Origin of the sequence: Stieleria sp. JC731 (genome assembly GCF_020966635.1) — a bacterium.
GTDB lineage: Bacteria > Planctomycetota > Planctomycetia > Pirellulales > Pirellulaceae > Stieleria.
Genome location: NZ_JAJKFQ010000005.1, coordinates 383,855 through 402,349 on the forward strand (window position 1 = coordinate 383,855; position 18,495 = coordinate 402,349).

The following is an 18,495-nucleotide window of genomic DNA, read 5'->3' on the forward strand; positions in this document are numbered from 1 at the left end:
AGGCGTCTTTGTTACCCTTCGATTTTTAGGCGAATGAATTGCGGATCCGGTGTTCCGCTTCCTCGGCGATCACAACGAAAGTATTCGGAGATGTATCGCACCGGAACCCGCTTTTCAGGAAGTCGAAATCGATCGCCTTTCTGAAGGACTGGTCGAATTTCGTCCATTCGGCCGAACTGTCGTGTTCCGGCTGCTTGGCACGGATACCAGTGACCTTCACCGGCTTCGTCTTCGAGATAAAACTCGGGGTAACAGTGGTCGGGGATCCAAACGACTCGGGCGGGAATATCAAGGTTCCTGCAAAGTGCCACGAATAGGCTGGTCATTTCTTCGCAATCACCGGTGCCGTCTTTCAACGCGTCTGAAGCATTTTTCAGTTCGCCCTCGGTGTATTCGACTTTGTCTCTGACGTAGTCGTAGATCTGTTCAGCCCGCTGCCAGGCGTTTTCAGATTCCTTTTCTTCGATTTCCTTAGCAGCTGTGCGGATAAGCCGATGGTTTAAGTCGATGAATGGACTCGTGCCAGTGAACAGCTTTAGGTCACGTGAAATCCTTTTGGGAATCACGAGTGAAGAGGTTTCGTCGGGCGGCAGGATTCTTGAGCGGGCGATGTCGAATTCAAAGAGTGCCTCGACTGTAGATCCTGCGGCGACACGCGGGATCTGGACAACGACTTGTTTTGCGCCGCCGGGCAAATCACGGACTTTCCATTGAACGTTCGGTGTCACGTTTTGGCTACGCAAGGTGACGGTCTGTTCTGGCCAATCGGTGGGAATGGGAAACGTTGCCAGAACGTTGGCGCAAGCCACAGGCGTATTGAGCACCAGTCCGATTCGCCAGCGAGATGCCTCTTGTTCCTCAAAGCTAAGTTCTTGACCGAAACTTTGTGACGGAACCGAAATCGCTGTGGCTCCCGCAACGGTTTGCAAAGCGAATCGTTTCAGTAGATGACGGCGAGAATAGAAATGACTGGTGGTCATCGGATTCGTCCGGAGGGAGTTCGGTTCAATTCGCAAAGCCGCTTGAGGGCAGTCTCTACTTTGATTCAAAAAAACACGGAACGCAAACGTGTGAGATCCCCGTGCATGTCTCACTCGCCTGCGTTCCGCGGGAGTTTGATTCGATTGATTCGCGATCGATGATCGGATGAGCCGGAGCGTCATTGGCTTGCAACGGTCGTTTAGGTTGCCAGCCAATCGGTCATCAGCGCGTCATCTATCGGTGGTCTATTTTGCGGTGCTCGCGCCAGGTGGTAGCGGTTCTTCGAAGATGATTCGGTCACCGTCTTCGTCAACGCGGTATCCAGGTGCGGTGTAGTACCCATAGTTTGCCTGGTATTGGCGAGGCACCCACTGTCCGTCGTTGTAGTAGTAGCCAGGAGCGACGCCATTTCCAATCACCCCACCGTCATAAGGGCCATACGCAGCATAGCCACCGGGGGAGCATCCATCAGCAACTGCCGGTCCACAACCACACGCATTGTTGTAGGGGGCGGCATATACAGGTTGTGCATATGCAGGAGTGTTGCATGTCGGCGCGGGGGCAACGGCAACTGGAACGGTACGGCGGAATGGTGCGGCGACACGTGTGCAAAGTCCACACTCGGCACCACGTCCAAAGAAAAAGTTTCGAAACGGGGTGCAGCCACCAGCCGACGTCGTGACCAGCACAGCTAGTACAATCATCAAAGGGCGCTTGTTCATTGGATTTTCCGCGATTTGCACAGGGAGCGTATTCGTTGGTCTCGTATCGAGATCTGTTCAAAAGTAGGACGCTCTGAATGATGTGCAAACGCAACATCGTTTTTTTTCGGCAACAATTTGTTGCGTTTCGACTGCCGCTACTCCGTTGCCCCCCGGGATGCGTCTGCGAATCATTCCGTGCCTTCCTTTCGTCCCGCCTTTGTCGCTTTACTTGATTGCCACCATGTTGTTGAACGTGATGACCGATAGCGTGATGCACGCGGTTCGCTGCTGCGCTGTACCGCTGCGATCTCTTTTGTTGGTTGCGATGATCGCGATCGGAGGGGCACCTTTTGGGCTGAACTCTGTATTGGCGAATGAATCGATCGTCGATTTGGAAAGTGGCAGCGACGCAGGCGTTTCTGAATTGGACCTTGCAGAGTCGAGCGACGGGGATGTTCAAAGCGAGATCGAATTGACCGATGCCGAATTGGCTGATTGTGTTTCCTTGGCGTCGATCAACCCATCGTGCTGTGAACGTGTGTTTTTGTTTTCAACACGGCATTTGCCTTTCGATGCTTGCCGGGCACCGCTGGAGGAAACTCCTTACAAAGCATGGCAGATCGAGTGTGGACAAAGTCGATCAATCGAAGCGCAGGAATACTTCGCCTCACTACGACCCGACCGCCCTGTCGTTATCTATGTCCATGGCAACCGGATGCCGGCGTCTAATATCGTCAATCGTGCAATGCAGGTACGCCAGACGATCAAATGCAATCTGGATCAACCGGTCGATTGGCTGATCTTTAGTTGGCCAAGTGCACAGGAAGGCATTGCTGTGCATGACGTTCGCCGCAAGGCAGACCGATGTGATGCACAGAGTCTTTATCTGGCTACGGTGATGCGGGCACATGTCGAAGCCGGGACTCCGCTGGCCGTTGTTGGTTTCAGTTTTGGCGGCCGCGTTGTTACCGGGGCGCTTCACGCATTGGCTGGCGGTACGCTGAGTGGACGCACAATTCCGGGGCCAAAGATCGAAGGGGCCGCAGTTGATGTCGGTTTGGTCGCCCCGGCAATCGAATCGAACTGGCTGGCCAGTTGTGGGTATCACCGCATGGCGACCAAGAACATGGACCAACTGTTCTTGATGTACAACCGACGCGACGCGGTATTGAAACGATATTGGCTGCTAGAAAAGGTCCGCAGTCAAACGGCACTTGGATATAGCGGTCCTTCGAGCTTCGCGCCACGATACGACGGGACCCGTTTACCCGTTCGGTCACGCGATTTTTCCGGTTCGGTTCGATTACGTCATGTGGAAATGGACTACTACGAAAATGGTTGCGGCTGTGACTTCGCTCGTTTGATCAGCGATGCTGGGAGTCAGAGCTATTAGCCCCATCGTCGACCGCGTGCACGAAACTCGATTGGCATATCAAAATGGCCACTGGGTTTCGGCAGCACATCTGAGGGTATCGATCGCAGATCCGGCGGTCACGCAAGGCGTGTCCGCGGTAGAACGTATCCGCGCCTACCGGGGAAAGCTTTTCCAAGTCGAAACGCACCTTCAGCGTTGGAAGCAAAGCACCGAAGTGCTGCGAGTGGCTAAGTTGCCAAACCGCGACGAACTCCTTTCACTGATTGATCAGACACTTCAGAAGAACCGAGCCTGGATCGCTGGTAACGAGAATTTCGGTGTTTTGCTGCTGGCCTCTCCCGGAGTGCAAGGCAAGGCGACGTTCGTTATCGATCTGTATGCGATTGATGAGCAACTGATACAGAGACGAACCACCAGCGGGATGCCTCTTGTGGTGACGGACGTCATGCAACCTGATCCCTCATGTTGGCCAAGGAACATCAAAGTTCGGTCACGGCTGCACTACTACTTGGCCGATCAGTTTGCCCAGGACCAGGATCCGGACGCGATCGGTGTCTTGCTGGACAACGACGGAACGATCACCGAAACCAGCATTGCCAACGTCTTGATCGTCGAAAACGGATGTTTGGTTTCGCCGTTTATCGAGCGAATTCTGTTTGGCGTATCGATGCAAGCGGTGGTCAAAATCGCAGCTGACCTGAAGCTCGATTGGCTGCAAGAACCGATCTCGCCGGAGCGAATGAGCCGAGCGGATGAGGTATTGCTGACCGGATCAAGTTGCGGGATATGGTTTGCCAACCGTATCGATGGCCAGGCTACCCCCAGCAATCGTCCGGTTTACCAGTCATTGCGAAAAGGATTCGATCAGCTGATTGGTAAATCACGTTAGCGGGCTATGGATGATGCTTTGCCGTGATCGCCAGAGCCTTCGGATGAATCGCCTTCGTCGCAGCCAACACGCTTGATTGTGACAAGCCAAGTGGATCACCTTTCCCGTCGGTAACAATTGCGCCGGCTTCGGAAGCGATCAATTGTCCGGCTGCGAAATCCCAAGGAGACAACTTGTATTCAAAGAACGCGCCGAACTGCCCCGAAGCGACTGCGCATAGGTCCAGTGCGGCGGTGCCAAAGCGGCGAATCCCATGAATGTCGTGTGAAAAGAATTCTTCGATCGCTGCCAATGTTGATCGCATCATGTCGCCACGATCGTAGTAAAAACCGCATCCGATCATTGACTGTGACAGTTCGGTTTCTTTGCCCGCATGAATCGGTTGTGAATTTCGAAAGGCGCCTTCGCCGCGGATTGCAGTGTAGGTATCGCCGGTGATGGGATTGTGAACGACACCGACCGTTGGGACTCCATCACGTAGGTAGCCGATCGATACGGCAAAGTGTCCGATGTGATGAGCAAAATTATTTGTGCCGTCTAAGGGGTCGATTACCCACAGATGTTCAGCCGACAAGTCGCATTGCAAGTTTTCTTCGCCGAGTAATGCGTGTTTCGGGTACGCATCGGCAAGAAGTCGAGCGATCACGGATTGGCTTTCCAGGTCCGCATCACTGACCAGATCGTAACTCTTGCCGCCAAATTCGGACTTGTCGCGCAGTTCGATGCCATTGTGCCAGTACCGCTGCAAAACGTGACCACCAGCTTGGGATGCGGAAACGGCGGTCTTCAATATGGAGTTCAGGTTGTCCGACATGGCTGTAGCAAATCTTTGCGATGGGTGATGGCGCTATCTTGTAGGCTAGTGCTATGTTCCAACTGAATTGTACGGCTGGAGCCCTATCAGCCGCACCGCGTTAGCGGCGGTTGTCGCATGGGCAACCGGGGATAGCGCCCGATCGGCTCATTCGAAAATCAAGCTTGACCGAAGCACTTGCCAAAAGGGGGCGATTTTGGCGTCACGTTTTTCGATTGCGAATTGGGCCGAGTCAACATGCTGCCGAGAGCACCTACCCGGTCGTTGGGTTTGGGGCGTTTTCCGGACTGGCGACCGGCAGTTTGACCAAGGCCAAGGTTCCGCGTCCAGGGATGGACGAAAACTTTAGCGACCCACCCAATTGTGAAACGACGTTCCTGGTTAGGTAAAGCCCCAAACCGATGCCGCGACCTGGTTCTTTGGTGGTAAAGAACGGATCGCCGATTCGACCGAGAACTTCGTCGGTCATCCCCTGGCCTTCGTCGGTAACGATAAATTCGACGAACTGATCGTCGATTCGCGATTCGACTTTGACGCGGCCATTGACCCCGCTTGCATCGAGGCCATTGTGAATCAAGTTGCGAATCGCCTGGGCGACGGCTTCCTCGGGCATCCACAAGGTTCGGTTTTCGTCGTCTTCGGATCCGTCGATCACGTCGACACGATGGGGATCGCGGACGCCTTCGAGTGTCGCATCGATCAGGTCGCCCACCGTCGTTTTGTACCATTGCTGGGCCATCGAATCGCCCGCGGCACCACGCATGCGGTGCAAAATGTGTCGGCACAGTTCCAATTGATGGTCGATGAGGCGAAGGTCTTCGGCGACGGATTCGGGTTTTTCAATGCCTTCCAGGTGCCGTGACAATTCCCGTGAGATCACATCGATTGTCGAAAGCGGTGTGGCAAGTTCATGGGCCGCCCCGGCGGCGAGTGTGGTCAACGCTTCCAGTCGTCGATTCGCCGCCTTGGCAAGTTGGCTTTCACGCAGCTCTTTTTCGCGGGCGCGTAGGGAGCCACTGGTGCGAGTCACGAAGTAGGTCACCACGGATGCACAGGTTGCGAAGGCGATCATCAAACCGATCGAACGCAATCCGAACTCGTGTCGAGCTAGTGGCGGCCCCAATTCAGAAACTGGGACACTATCAAGCAAGATCGTTGCGTATCCGACGATGGCAACCGCAGTCATCGACCAAGCGGCTCGAGGCCAAATCATCACTCCGCCAACGGCAAGATTGACGAAGTAGAAAAAACTGAATGGGTTCGCCGGACCACCGCTGAAGTACAGCATCGCCGTTAGCGTCATCAGGTCCAGCAGCATCAGGCCAAGAGTGATCAAGCGAACCGTCGGGGGATCGTCCGCAGACAGTAGCTCTGTTTCACCGCTTAGTTCTGCAGTCGGCTGGGCCGATTCGGATCGGAGATAGACGCCATAGACGACGTTCGTGACCGCGGTCATCGCGACGAGCGCAAGTAGCGCGTCGTATTGCAACTTGATCCCGATCAGTACGGCCACGACGATGGCGACTAGCTGGCCGGCGATCGCAAAGTATCGCAGGTGCAACAGCCAGGTCGATGAACCCAGGCGTGCTGCCGGAATAAGCGGGATTGCTAGGCGAGAAGAAAGGTCATTCACTTCGATCGGCCGTGCTGATAGCTGTAAAAATGTCGGGATGCGGCGAACGACCCGATTCGAGCGGCGTGGAAAGAATGGACAACCGATCGCGAACGATGCCGCATCATTGTCAGTCGCTGGCGGCTTCTAAGATAACCAACGTTGGTTCAGTGATCGATCGCCGTTTCGTTCGCGCTTCGATCATGTTGTTCGCGCAGTTGGTGCATCGTTTCGATGATCGCTTTGGCCTGAAAGCTGATGCCTGATTTGCCGTCACCGGCCTGCATCGCGGCTGCACCCTGCTTTTGCAGTTCATCGATTTGGCCCCAGTCCATGAGCCAGTTTTTTAGCTTGGCTGCATCACGGAGTTCTTCGACGGTTTTACCGAGTCGTTGGTATAGCGTTTCGTCGGGTTTGGCGAGGTATCTTCGGTAAGGTGCGTTTCCACCGAACGCTTTGGGAATCGTTGTTCCGTCACGCAGGGCAAGATTGCGTCGCCGCGACTGTTCTTTAAAGCTGCTGTAGCTCATCGCGGCAATGACGCCCGAAATGATCGCTCCGATCACAGCGATGATCATCGGCCCGGGTTCTTGCAACAGAAAGAAAGCCACACTGGTGATCGAGGAAATGCCGCAGGCGACGATCGACGCGATTGTACCCCAGAAGACCAGCGTGTCGTCGTCGCGGGATTGCATCTGTTTGGCTTCGGGACTGACCAGCGGGCCGTCCGTAACAGTGGCGATCACCACGGTGGAGTTATCTGGTCCGCCACGAAGATTGGCTAAGTCAACTAAGACTTCGGCCGCCAAATCATCGGGTAAGCACTCTAACAGTGTGGCGATTTCGACATCGTCGACCTGGCCGGACAAGCCATCGCTACACAGCAGAAATTTGTCACCGATTTCGATCTCGAAAGGGCCTTCGATGTCAACTTGAACATCGCAGTTTGGGCCAAGCGATCGAGTGATCACATTTTTGGGCAGTGCCTGTCCAAGTGCGCTATCCGGGTGAACCTGGCCGCTCGCCTGAACTTCCCAGACCAATGAATGGTCAAACGTCATCTGTTCGAAAACACTGCCGCGAAGCCGATAGATTCGCGAATCACCCACGTGTGCGATAACGGCACCGGTCGGCAGCAAGGCGAGGCTGCTGGCGGTGGTTCCCATATTGTGAAATTCGGGATTCTTCTGACCACGCTGGAAGATTTCCGCGTTCGCTTCGCTGACGGCGACATGCAATGCGTCTTTCGCTGACATCGGTGACGAGCGAAAGTAATTCATCGCGATCAGTTCGGTCGCCATGCTACTGGCTAGCTCGCCAGCGGCGTGTGCCCCCATCCCATCGGCGACGACGAACAGGTGTCCTCGGGCGTCGAAACGTTCACGCGACTGCGCCGGGATCATGGAGTGCGAATCTTGATTGTTGGTCCGGCGCATTCCGACATCGGTTCGCGCTGCACAGACAACACCAGGATTCCAAGACTCCGACACCGATCGCTTTTCCCGAGGTTGTTTCAAAAAGTAGGACGTTGAGATGACTTGAACGAACATGTCACCATGAATTCGTCGTCGACACAGACGACAGATGTTTATTGTATTTGCAAGCCGTTGAAACACCTAGGCGGCGTTTCGGCGGGGCAATTCGTGAAAGTTCAGACCCTCATTTGGTTCTGTCTACCACAGTCATATACCGCCATGTCAGAGTAATCTTTCGTTTGCTTGATTGTTTGCTAGGGATTTTGTTTCGTCGCGAAATCACGACCAATCCGCAGCATTCTCCCATTTTCCCTGGAACAGCAGTTCAGAAAGCGGTTTGCGGACTCTGGCTGCCCGTTCCCGATCTTGCAACTTTTGATTGTTCGGATCGGTCGCGGCGTCAAGATCCGGGTAGCCGATCGCGATCGCCGTTGCCGGTTCGAACGGTTCAGGGATCTGATATTCTGTTCGTATCTGGCTTAGATTTATTCCGCCCATCTGATGGACTTGCAAACCCAAGGCGGTCGCTTGCAGTGCGAAGTGCGCCGCAGCTTGTCCGAGATCGTGCAACGCGACTCGGTTTGGGTTGTCGTTTTGCGTGAACTTGCTGCGATAAGCTGTCAGGACTAGAGCACCGGCGTTGGCCGCCCAGGATTGGTTGGCTTCCATTAGACAGCTAAGCATCTTCTGAAAGTCTTCGGAGTCACTGCGGGTGGCGACGATGAAACGCCAGGGCTGTTCATTGAAGCTGCTTGCCGCCCATGCGGCAGCCTCGAAGCACTGCTTTAAAAGGTCGGTTGGGACCGGTTTCGGCGAGAAGCGATATGCGCTGTACCGATTGGCGACCGAGTCGATGACGGAATGACGTGTGGGGTTCGTCGTCACGATGTTTAAAGCTCCGCAGACAACACAAAAGCTCGATCAAATGCGAGCCGCGTCGCGCGATGGTTTGAAGTTTTGGATTGGGTTATCGCGTCTATCGCCTTGGGTCGACTGGATGGACCCGGGAGCGAAAAGGCGTATTCAAATGACTACGCCTGGGTGACAACGCTCAGAATAGCGATTTCTGTACGCCGATGTGGCTCCGCGATCGATCTCCGCCGCACAATTGGAGCGGAAAGCGTGGCAGAACCCCGACAAGCATTCGCAGGCGGTGGCACCGCGAATCTTGATTGGCGTTCCGCTTGACACACGCGACAGTCGACTTCAACTGCTTGCATCGAGCGGCGACATATCGAAAGCTTTCGATCTACTGCGAGCGTCTGGCGAGCATCAGTGCACCGCGTTCGTTGCGGATTGGGAAGTCCGCGATTTCGCGACGCAACATCGCAAGTGGGTCTTTGGCGTTGCTATCGGAGTTCCGCATGCAGCACCCAATCAGATCCTGTCCTATTCCGTCTTTGCGAAGCCCCCCGGTGTAGGCCAGTAGCTTCTCACCTTGGGCAAGCTTGAATGTTGATTCGAAGCAATCGATATCGAATGAGCTTGCCAGCGGGCGACAGCCGGATGCGACCAGTGGCCGATATCCGTAGTCTCCGGCGATCATGCCTTCGATCTGTCCGGCAACAGCGACTTCGCCTTCTCCTGTTTCTGGATCCAACCGCAGGTACATCAACGAGACCAGTTGATCAGCGGTGTTGGTTTGCCAGAGGGTATCGCTGATTCGTTGCAGCATTTGGCGTGGTGAGTGTCGATATCCGCTGTGCGCGGTCAGCGCGGCGCGGGCCGTGGTGGCGGCCATTGCGCCATTGGCATGATGGTCAACGGCTTCGGCGATTGCCAGCATGATGCTGCCATCGGGGAGGACATCCCAGGCGTGCCAGCCGGTGGCCCAGCGATCTGGGGAGTCGATCATTCCGTCAACAAACCAGCCACTGGCAATGTCGTTGCTTGCAGGAAGTGCCGAGTACTGCCATGCGGCGATGTCGGCGACCGCTTCGGTGGCTTGTTTGGACGAAAGTTGGGCACGGCTTTGTACGGCCGCGGACAGATTCAAGGCGACCAGTTTGGCAGCCATTCGTGCGATGGCGGCATGTGACTTGTCCAAAGGCTTTCGGTTTTGCGAGAACAGCCAAAGCGTTCCCACCGGAAGGTCCCCTTTGTAGATCGCGGCACAAATCGCCGAGCCGGCGTTTTCGGGAGCGTTCCAAGTCGAACCGATTTCGTTGTGTAGGTCATCGATCATGACGACCTCTTGCACCATCGCTTCTAGATCACCGCGGCTGCCACGCAGGGCGCGAGGCTCGGCGGTCAATCGTTCTTGTGGCAGACCAAAGACGACCCGCGTGTTAAGAAACTGTGTATCGTCATCCAAGACATAGATCGCCGCGGCATCAAATCGCAACGCTTCGGCTGCATCACGCAAAGTGCCTTCGATGCTTGCACATGTTTCTTCGACGTCAGCGGTGTGGTACGGAGCGACCGCCATCGCGGCGAGTTCGACTTCACGTTTGCGGACATGCGATTGCAACATTTCGATGTCGCTCGCCATCTCGGTCGCAAGTTGGGCCAGTTCGGCGGCGCTCGCTTTTTCGACCGGAGGCATTGCGTCGACGGGGTTGTCAGCCATCACGTCCATCCCTACCGCGGGCAAGACGCGAACGGGCTTGCGGCGAGAGGTATCGGTTTGAACCGAAGGACGATGCGATGCATCGACCCGCCAGCCAGTCGCCGCCGAAAACGCTTGCCAGAATTTTTGGCTTGTAGTGCGAGCGTTGATGGATGATTCCGCGGCGTTTTCATCGCCACGATGGATACGTAGATGATTGGGAGCCGTCTTTTCCACAGCGTATTCCTGGCAGTCGAGACGCACTTGGTCCGCGTCGGTGGTTGAAAGGGGGCACGTGTGGTCAGCACTTGTGGCCGTGACGACGAATAAAAAATGACGTCACTACCGTTTGCGTTTGTCACACCCGGATTGAATCTCTCGGGCGAGCTGATAACGCCTTCTAAACACCGTGCAACGGCAATCCCTGCCAGTAATGTTTCCATCTCTTCGCCAGTTCGAATCGAACCGCAGTTCGAATCGAGCTGGCTGTTGAATGTAGCCATCGTCCATCGCCCCCAGTCGGTATGAACTGATTTGCTAGTAAACCTTACGATGGCCGCAGACTCGAAGTCGGCTCTCGGTACGATCGTTACCAACGGAGCAAACCGTGTTTGGATCAAAATGCCGCACAACGGTCCCGATCCGGTCGAAAAGTACATGCAGGCCATGTGATCCAGTCGGTCGCTTTGGTACGGCACGGATAGCCGTTCCGATCGTGGCTTTCAGTCGGATCGAATGTGACACGGTGTGATAACGAGGTGGGAAAGGATGTCCCGGAAAAGAATCATCATCGGATCGAAGCGACGCTTAGCAATGTTGCTAGGCGGGTTGGCAGTATCGTTGCCTTTGGCAGGCAGCGTCGCCCGGGCGCATCATCCTGACCGCGAAAATCAAGCCGTCCATCAGCGAGTGGATGTGATCGGCCCTGTTGGCAATCGGTTGGCGCCGGGGTATCGGCGGACTTACAACCGGCCCAGCTATATTGAAGGCAAGATCGCCTATCACATCGCCCCGTCCAGCCAGGAAGCGATGGCATGGCATCGTGCGGTACATCGGGATTTGTACAGCGAATCAAAACGCTGCAAGCGATACACCGATCTGTACTTCTATCCCAAACCCTGGGAAGCCCTACTAACTGGGCCACGGTCATCGCAGGGTATCGGCGCAGACGAGACGGTTATCGATAGCGTCCCGACGATCGACAGTGGCAATGTCGAAGAGATCGAAGACGCGTTGAATTTGCAGCCGCCCGGTTCAGACGACCTCGGCAGTTCACCATCGGATCGAGGCAGTCGATTTGCCGCGCCACGTTTTCAAAACGGAAAACAACAGCGGACAGAACCAGAGCTGCCCCTATTAGATTTGAACGACTACTCGGCTATCCAGCGGTCTGGTGGAGTTTCCAACCCATCGACTGATACGTTTGGTGTCGAATCGCAATTCGGCTTGGCAAGTTCGGAAGAAGAGATCGCTCAAGATCGGTTGGCGGCCGATCCACAGATCGCTGCTCCGAAAATCGCTGCTCCGAAAATCATGGTCGACGAACCGGAAATGGTTGTCGCCGCGACGGGAAATCAAAGCAAGGCGAAGAAATCGGCGCGGACGTTAAATCCGCTTTCGCTTCTGACAAAGCCGATCTACCTGCGGTTCTCACCCGCAGAAAACTGATCACAACTGGTGTGGTAACCAATTGGCGGCGTGCTTCGCGACTCGATCGTGAAACACGCCGCCTTTTTTTTGTTGTGAAACAGCTCATCAGGCTCGCTTTGAAAACTAATCGGAATTTTTGACAGAACCGTCAAAGTTTGCGTGCCTTGCCACCGATATCCAACTCCTGGACAGGTTCTCGTGTTTGCGATGACGCGAGAAGCTGGTGGGGGGCTTCCATTTGGACTGCTCGTGTTTGGGCCGAATCGTCGTGTGATCCTCCTTCACACGGACCGAATTCGGTTGCATCACGACCTAGGGAAGCTTTTGGGCATGAATCGCTCGCTATTTCGTTTTGCTGCGTACCTGCAACTCGCGTTGGCGATTGTTTTGGCTACCGGATGTACGCCAACACAACCGTTTTTCATCAACGAGTCGCCGGACCTCAAACATTATCTCGACACTGCGACATCCATCGAATATCCGGATGTCGACGTGCAACCGATGCCGGAAGCGGTCGAATCGCTTCCGCCGCTGACGGTCGGTAATCACGACTATCAGTTCTGGAATCTGACGCTGGAAGAATGCGTTGGGATGGCGCTACAGAACGCGCGCTTCATTCTTGCCAATGGCGGTACGTCTGAAACGCAGCAAAACCTTGCTTCGCAGTTTGTCAGCAGCCAACCAGGCCAGTTCGGTAGCATCTACGATGTCGCGCTGCAGCAAACGACGACTCAATCAGTGCACTTGACCACTGATGGGGCTGGAAACCGTTTGTTGCCACGTGGAGCTGTTCGTGCAAACCAAATCGGTGGTGTCGAAGACGCGTTGGCAGAATTCGACGCCGTCGCGAGCGGCTTCATCGATCTTTCGACGACCGATCGTCCGCAGAACGTCGGTGCGGGAAACTCGATCAACCCACAGGTTTCGGTCGCCCAGAACACCACGCAACAAGCCGCGATTAGCAAGCGTCTAGTAACCGGCGGTGTCGCGACGCTTCGTCAGCAAACGATCTACACCCGCAACAATTCGCAGATCAGCAGCTTCTCGCGACTGTATCCCAGCGACTACACGTCGTTGATTGAAGCTCAAATCCAGCATCCGCTGTCGCGCAACCGTGGAACTTACGTCAACCGAATTCCTGTGATGTTGGCGAGTATGAACGAAGACATTGCGATTGCCAGCTACGAAGCCCAAGTACGAAACTTGGTCCGTAACGTCGAAGTCGCCTACTGGGATCTGTACCTGTCCTACCGTGCCGTTTCGACCGCGACGATTGCTCGTGATAGCGCACAGGCGACCGCTCAGTTCACCAAGTTGAACATGGAAAAAGGCAATGCCACGATCCAAGAACTTTCGCAAGCTGTTGGCCAGTACTGGAACCTACATCGACGTTTGACGGCCGCACTGACAGGATCCAACCTGCAGGGTGACGATCGCTTTGGCGTCTACGGTCGTGAACGTGCACTGCGTGAATTGATCGGGTTGCCACCGACGGACAACCGTTTGATTCGCCCGATCGACGAACCAACTGTCGCGCGTGTTGACTACGACTGGTGGGAATCCGTCGCACAGGCTCTGTACCTCAGTCCTGAACTGCGTGAAAAGAAGTACCGCATCAAGCAGGGGGAACTGGAACTGGCTTTGGCCAAGAACCAAGTGCTCCCACAAGTTGACTTGTCGTTCCTGTACCGTTGGGTCGGACTTGGTGACACGCTGGGACCACCGAATCGTGATGGCAATCGTTTTCCAAACGACGGCAGCAGCTCGCTCGCGGAACTCACCAGCGGGGACTACCAAGAAGCTCAAGTGCGTCTGGATATCTCGATGCCGGTCGGTCTACGACGTGAACAAGCTCGCGTCCGCAACGCCCAGATGACCCTTCGCCAACGTGAAGACAATCTTGCCGACAGCGAGCGGCTATTGATCAGCCAATTGAGCGACGCTGTTGCAAAGGTTGCCAGCCACTACTCGTTGTTGCAATCGGCTGCGAACGAATGGCAAGCGACCGAGCAAGAAGTCGACGCACGACTGTTGGAATACCGCAAAGGTTTCCGCGACGTGAACGTGGTTCTGCAAAGTCAGCAACGTCGCGCCGAAGCTCAGATCTCGTACTACCGAGCTCTGACCGAATACAACAAATCGATCAACTACGTCGACCTGCTTCGTGGAACGTTGCTGGCCAACAACGGCATCGAACTGCGTGAAGGGCCATGGAACAGCAAGGCTTATTGTGACGCACTGGAACGTGCTCGCGAACGAGCGGCTGGACATCAATTGCAGTACGGCGTGACTCGCCCAAGCGTCGTCCGCCAAGGGCCTGTGATGGATGCGGAATCGGCTGCCAACGCATTGAACTTTGGAGACGCAGTCCAAACTGACGGTGGCATGGACTTGCTTGGACCCACGATGGACGACGTTCCTGAAATCGACCAAACACCTTTGCGGGCGTTGCCAGAAGCAGGTGATCTGATGACACCTGACCCATCCATGCCACGCTACGTTCCGGTTCCCGATGATTCCAACAGCAGTGAGTCTGGCGACAACGCGGTTGATTCTTTGGAACCACCAAGTAGCGTTCTTGTGCCCAGCAAATATGTTCCTCGCGAATTGCCCGCTGGCAGTCAAGCCTCGAACAATGTGCGGCCGATTAATTATCAAGCCGAAGTGGTCGGCAGCGGAGTTCGACAAGCCAACCTTGTCGATCCCAGCGGAGCACCGCTCCCCGTGCGACGCAAACCACTTCAAGTCGGTTCCGCATCGGCAACTCAAAGCGGGAACTAGCTCCGAATTACAACTGGGAAACCAGATGGGGCAGACACCAATCCATCCGTAGGGCGGAGGAAAAGCGAGATCGCTGATCGGTTCTGATTCAATTCGAACAGATCGCTCTTGCTCACGAACAGCTCGAGTCGCGCTCACAAGGCGCCTCGAGCTTTTCGTCGTTTATAACCAACGTGCAAATCACCGATTCTATATAGCAGAACCTTTCGGCGATCGGCACTTAAATGACTTCGTCGTAAACCAAGTGTTCATCGATCCACACGCGGAAGCGGCGGATCCGAAGGCCACGCGAAAAGTCAATTTCGATTCGGCCGGGACGTCTCTGCGGATCGACTTCGGCGGGAAGTTGAAACTCGACCTGCCGGTCAATGTCCAGCCAACTGATTTTGCTCCAGACAACGAAGCCTGAGATCGCGATGGTCTGACGAAACCACCAACCGGAATAGCGCAGCTGCATCGGGATCGGCGACTGGATGTCGATTACTCGATACAGGAACGTCCGTTCGTTCAGCGAGGCACGTTCGGTAAAGACACCGGTTTGTAACGGAGCCTCGGATGAAACTGAGTAGGGATTTACGATTGGACTACCCCCGCCGACTTGGAAAACGATAAAGCGGTACTATCCTACCCTCAGATCAGGTGATCCGAGCGAGGCATGGGCGAAATGCACACTCGATCACGCCCCACCTATCACATCATGTTACGAGAGAGCCAAGCGATGCGTTCATTCCGCTCGACGGTGCTTTGTTTTGCCAGCCTGTTTCCGATGACCGCTGCGATCCAAAACGCAGACGCACAAGATGCGGGAACGCTAGTCACTCAGCAATGGAGCTCGGTAAGTTCCAGCGGAAAGCTCCGAGCTGCCATCTTGCCTCCGTTTGGAGGTCAGTACCAGCAAGGCAGTCCGGTACAGGTCAATATTATTGGGCAAGACGGTAATGTTGTTCTCGGGGCCTCCGACGAAGCCTCCGAAACGGATTTACTGTTCGAATCGATCCAGCCGGGCACGTATACATTGGTCGCGACCGGTCCGGAATTGGTTGCCATCTACGCGATGCATGTTGTCGAAGACGCCGAAGCGACCAGCGGTCTTCCCATGCTGGTCGCCCCAGCGGCGTTGCCGATCGAAGTGGTCCGCAAAGCCGCATCGCGTTATTTGCCAATGGAAGTCAATTTCGCTTCTGTGTTCACTCCGACGAGTGGGACGAAGATGTTGCAAACGCAAACAGATTCCCCAAACTCCCTGGTCAAGCTTGCCGCCAACCAGGTGTCCGGCCAGCTGTTTCGGGCCGGCGCTGACCGTCAGGGTTTAATCAAAGCTGGCGTCAATAATGTTCTTGTCTATCAAGGCAATGCTTTGGTCGCACAAGTAGTCAGTGAAGAGACCGGTGCTTTTCGCGTTGACGGACTAACGCCAGGCCCGTACTCGATCATTATTGCTGGACCGGACGGTTTGGCAGTCACCGGTTTTGAGGTTGTCGAAGCAGGGACATCAACAGCGAGCTTGGGCATCGCCGATGATCAGCACTTGGTTTCGATGAAAGCCGCTGTTAACCATTCGGTTTTCGCTGTTCAGTTAGCGCCTGTCGGACTCAATTCGCCAGCCCTGGACAAGCTCTTTGACGATTCCGTTCCTGGCCCAGCCAATGTTGCTGCCAGTGGTCCACCTGTCGCCGGTGTTCCCGCTGCACAAGTTCCCGGTGGTGGAGCAGGCGGTTCGTTCGGCGGTGGTGGCGGAGGCGGGGGAGGAGGACTAGGCGGTGGCGGGGGGATCGGCCCCATTGTCGGCCTTAGCGTGGTCGGCGCAGCGATCGCGATTGCCGCATCTGATGACGACGACACTTTGGTGCCTCCACCGATTGCAAGTCCATCGACTCCATAGGGTGGTTCGAAAGCTTCCAGGATGCGGTCGAAAAGATGTCAGTGCGGTTAATTTCACGGCGCGATTTTGATGAAAAAACCGCTCTGTTGGGCAGGTGCAGAGTAGATGGGTAGGTGGGTGCGGTTTTTATCTTCCCCAAATTGCCAAATTGCTATCCACAAGCGTTGAATTCCCTATTTGCTGCACTTATAGTCAATCGGCAGGAATGTTTGCCTGCAACTAAGAACGCTCAACTTTGACTGGAAGCTGGATAATGAATCTTCTAACTCGTGCTGCTGCAACGCTCGCACTAGTAGTATCGGCTGGATACTCGTCAGCAGCCGATGTGACCGAACATCAGTGGGTACGTGCAACCAATGGGGCCGTGAAAGGCCGCGTCGTTGTACCCCGCGGTGACAGTATCTCTGCTGTGCGTGGCGCGAAAGTGCATCTTTTGGATCAGAGTGGCAAGTTGGTCATCGGCGAAGTCGCGTCGGATAACACCGGTCGATTCACCATGTCCGGCGTCAAACCAGGCGTTTACACGCTAGTGATCAAGGGTGAGCACTCGTTCGCTTGCTGTGCGATGCACGTTGTTGATTCGATCGTTCCTTTGAAAGACCAATTTGAAATCGCCGCTGGTGCTGTCGAAGCAAACGTGGTTCGAAGCGTCATGATGCGATACCTTCCAAGCAGCGAAGCCGCTCAAACCGAAATCGTCTTCGACCCATCGACCAACCCTCTGACCACCGACCGTGCTCAAAGCGGCGAGACGATCCGCATTCGCCAATTTGAAGGTGGTTTGAAAGGTCACATCGCTCGTGCCGGTTTTGCTGATCACCTGGGTTCCGCTCAGTCAAACGTGATGATCTACAAAGACGGCGCCGAAGTCGCTCGCACCATGACCGACGACGAAGGCAACTTCTGGGTCAGCAAGCTTTCTCCAGGTAGCTACACCGTCATCGGATCTGGCCGTGATGGCTTTGGTGTCCTCGGTGTTGAACTGGTTGATCCCGCGCTTGTGCAAACTGCGTTGACAAAGGCTGACGGCTCGACTTTGGTTGCAGTTGGCGATCTGCCCGCAACCTTCGTCATGCAAGTCGCCCCAGTGCCTACGAACGAAGTTGTCGCTGACGTTGTGATCGCAGACGAAGTCATCGTTGAGGACGACGATCGTGGTGCACCAATCTTTGCAGGTGGTGGCATGAGCGGTTCTGTCGGTGGCGGCGGAGCTGGCGGTGGCGGAATCGGCGGTGGCGGCGGCTTGGGACGAATCGGCCTGTTGGGCGGAATCGGTGCGGCGATCGCAATTGCGGCATCGGATGACGACGACACGACGACCCCACCTGTTGCTAGCCCAGCTACTCCATAAGTGTGCTGATTAGTTGTGCCGCTCATGCGGTGCCACGAAGAATTAAAACACAAAGCCGCGCCTGGTTCAGGTGCGGCTTTTTTCGTGGGCACATCATGGTCGATTCGTGAGATCGCGATGACAGCGGGGATAGTGGCTTCGCAAAGGTTTTGCGTCTGTTCAGGTGCCGAATCCAATTCCGCTACAAGCACCAATTGCCTGGTCGGTAATCTTTACGAAGTCCAAAATGGCGTTACTTTTTTGAGGATGGTTACTTGTTTGTGGCGGTGTCGACTATCTTTCGTCGCAGGGTTCTTTCATCCCACTTTACCGCACGCAACAATGGGCTGATTGGTCGGGCGAGTTTGCCGGCTAATTTGATGCATTGATGAGCAAGCTTGAGGCCGCCCGATCGGTTAAGCTCGACGGTCTCTGACCACACATCCCACCTCCT

The 18,495-nt window shown here is 55.2% G+C and carries 14 protein-coding genes; 6 read left to right on the top strand and 8 right to left on the bottom strand.

The window, feature by feature from the left end; all coding sequences use genetic code 11:
• Window positions 1-11: 11 nt before the first annotated feature.
• Together LOC67_RS12570 and LOC67_RS12575 are read right to left on the bottom strand one after the other, a co-directional pair.
• Window positions 12-980: a transglutaminase-like domain-containing protein gene (locus LOC67_RS12570; RefSeq protein ID WP_230262953.1), complete on the bottom strand. Its 969-nt coding sequence runs from the start codon at window positions 978-980 to the stop codon at window positions 12-14.
• Window positions 981-1,226: 246 nt separating this feature from the next.
• Window positions 1,227-1,703, bottom strand: a complete 477-nt coding sequence (locus LOC67_RS12575) for a hypothetical protein (protein WP_230262954.1) — start codon at window positions 1,701-1,703, stop codon at window positions 1,227-1,229.
• Between the two features lie 157 nt (window positions 1,704-1,860).
• Here LOC67_RS12575 and LOC67_RS12580 point away from each other — a divergent pair, with 157 nt between their 5' ends.
• Both LOC67_RS12580 and LOC67_RS12585 read left to right on the top strand, forming a co-directional pair.
• Window positions 1,861-3,078, top strand: a complete 1,218-nt coding sequence (locus tag LOC67_RS12580) for an alpha/beta hydrolase (protein WP_230262955.1) — start codon at window positions 1,861-1,863, stop codon at window positions 3,076-3,078.
• A gap of 31 nt (window positions 3,079-3,109) precedes the next feature.
• Window positions 3,110-3,949: an aminotransferase class IV gene (locus tag LOC67_RS12585; RefSeq protein WP_230262956.1), complete on the top strand. Its 840-nt coding sequence runs from the start codon at window positions 3,110-3,112 to the stop codon at window positions 3,947-3,949.
• A 4-nt stretch (window positions 3,950-3,953) separates the two neighbouring features.
• Here LOC67_RS12585 and LOC67_RS12590 read toward each other — a convergent pair whose 3' ends face one another.
• The 5 genes from LOC67_RS12590 to LOC67_RS27585 form a co-directional block, all read right to left on the bottom strand.
• Window positions 3,954-4,763 carry an inositol monophosphatase family protein gene (locus tag LOC67_RS12590; RefSeq protein WP_230262957.1) on the bottom strand — a complete coding sequence of 270 codons (810 nt, stop codon included), beginning with the start codon at window positions 4,761-4,763 and terminating at the stop codon, window positions 3,954-3,956.
• Window positions 4,764-5,016: 253 nt separating this feature from the next.
• The gene (locus LOC67_RS12595; RefSeq protein ID WP_230262958.1) at window positions 5,017-6,396 is read right to left on the bottom strand and encodes an ATP-binding protein; all 1,380 of its coding nucleotides are present in this window, start codon (window positions 6,394-6,396) and stop codon (window positions 5,017-5,019) included.
• 146 nt (window positions 6,397-6,542) lie between these two features.
• Window positions 6,543-7,925: a PP2C family protein-serine/threonine phosphatase gene (locus tag LOC67_RS12600; protein WP_230262959.1), complete on the bottom strand. Its 1,383-nt coding sequence runs from the start codon at window positions 7,923-7,925 to the stop codon at window positions 6,543-6,545.
• Window positions 7,926-8,129: 204 nt separating this feature from the next.
• The gene (locus tag LOC67_RS12605) at window positions 8,130-8,735 is read right to left on the bottom strand and encodes a nitroreductase family protein (RefSeq protein WP_230262960.1); all 606 of its coding nucleotides are present in this window, start codon (window positions 8,733-8,735) and stop codon (window positions 8,130-8,132) included.
• Between the two features lie 364 nt (window positions 8,736-9,099).
• Entirely contained in the window at window positions 9,100-10,662 is a 1,563-nt protein-coding gene (locus tag LOC67_RS27585; RefSeq protein ID WP_230262961.1) for a SpoIIE family protein phosphatase, read from the bottom strand.
• A gap of 504 nt (window positions 10,663-11,166) precedes the next feature.
• On the opposite strand from LOC67_RS27585, the gene LOC67_RS12615 reads away from it, so the two are divergent.
• A complete protein-coding gene (locus tag LOC67_RS12615) occupies window positions 11,167-12,066 on the top strand; it encodes a hypothetical protein (RefSeq protein ID WP_230262962.1) in 900 nt (299 codons plus the stop codon).
• 312 nt (window positions 12,067-12,378) lie between these two features.
• Window positions 12,379-14,829, top strand: a complete 2,451-nt coding sequence (locus LOC67_RS12620; protein ID WP_230262963.1) for a TolC family protein — start codon at window positions 12,379-12,381, stop codon at window positions 14,827-14,829.
• Between the two features lie 220 nt (window positions 14,830-15,049).
• On the opposite strand, the gene LOC67_RS12625 is transcribed toward LOC67_RS12620, so the two are convergent.
• Entirely contained in the window at window positions 15,050-15,286 is a 237-nt protein-coding gene (locus LOC67_RS12625; protein WP_230262964.1) for a hypothetical protein, read from the bottom strand.
• 207 nt (window positions 15,287-15,493) lie between these two features.
• Between LOC67_RS12625 and LOC67_RS12630 the strand changes: the two genes are divergently transcribed.
• Together LOC67_RS12630 and LOC67_RS12635 are read left to right on the top strand one after the other, a co-directional pair.
• A complete protein-coding gene (locus LOC67_RS12630) occupies window positions 15,494-16,711 on the top strand; it encodes a carboxypeptidase-like regulatory domain-containing protein (RefSeq protein WP_230262965.1) in 1,218 nt (405 codons plus the stop codon).
• 253 nt (window positions 16,712-16,964) lie between these two features.
• Entirely contained in the window at window positions 16,965-18,062 is a 1,098-nt protein-coding gene (locus tag LOC67_RS12635) for a carboxypeptidase-like regulatory domain-containing protein (protein WP_230262966.1), read from the top strand.
• The last annotated feature ends 433 nt before the right edge of the window (window positions 18,063-18,495 follow it).

What these genes read in the sequence shown, in the direction of transcription:
- LOC67_RS12575 (WP_230262954.1), bottom strand. Translation starts at nt 1,703, where the DNA reads ATGAACAAGCGCCCTTTGATGATTGTACTAGCTGTGCTGGTCACGACG.
- LOC67_RS12635 (WP_230262966.1), top strand. Translation starts at nt 16,965, where the DNA reads ATGAATCTTCTAACTCGTGCTGCTGCAACGCTCGCACTAGTAGTATCG.
- LOC67_RS12580 (WP_230262955.1), top strand. Translation starts at nt 1,861, where the DNA reads ATGCGTCTGCGAATCATTCCGTGCCTTCCTTTCGTCCCGCCTTTGTCG.
- LOC67_RS12570 (WP_230262953.1), bottom strand. Translation starts at nt 980, where the DNA reads ATGACCACCAGTCATTTCTATTCTCGCCGTCATCTACTGAAACGATTC.
- LOC67_RS12620 (WP_230262963.1), top strand. Translation starts at nt 12,379, where the DNA reads ATGAATCGCTCGCTATTTCGTTTTGCTGCGTACCTGCAACTCGCGTTG.
- LOC67_RS12590 (WP_230262957.1), bottom strand. Translation starts at nt 4,763, where the DNA reads ATGTCGGACAACCTGAACTCCATATTGAAGACCGCCGTTTCCGCATCC.
- LOC67_RS12600 (WP_230262959.1), bottom strand. Translation starts at nt 7,925, where the DNA reads ATGTTCGTTCAAGTCATCTCAACGTCCTACTTTTTGAAACAACCTCGG.
- LOC67_RS12630 (WP_230262965.1), top strand. Translation starts at nt 15,494, where the DNA reads ATGCACACTCGATCACGCCCCACCTATCACATCATGTTACGAGAGAGC.
- LOC67_RS12625 (WP_230262964.1), bottom strand. Translation starts at nt 15,286, where the DNA reads ATGCAGCTGCGCTATTCCGGTTGGTGGTTTCGTCAGACCATCGCGATC.
- LOC67_RS12615 (WP_230262962.1), top strand. Translation starts at nt 11,167, where the DNA reads ATGTCCCGGAAAAGAATCATCATCGGATCGAAGCGACGCTTAGCAATG.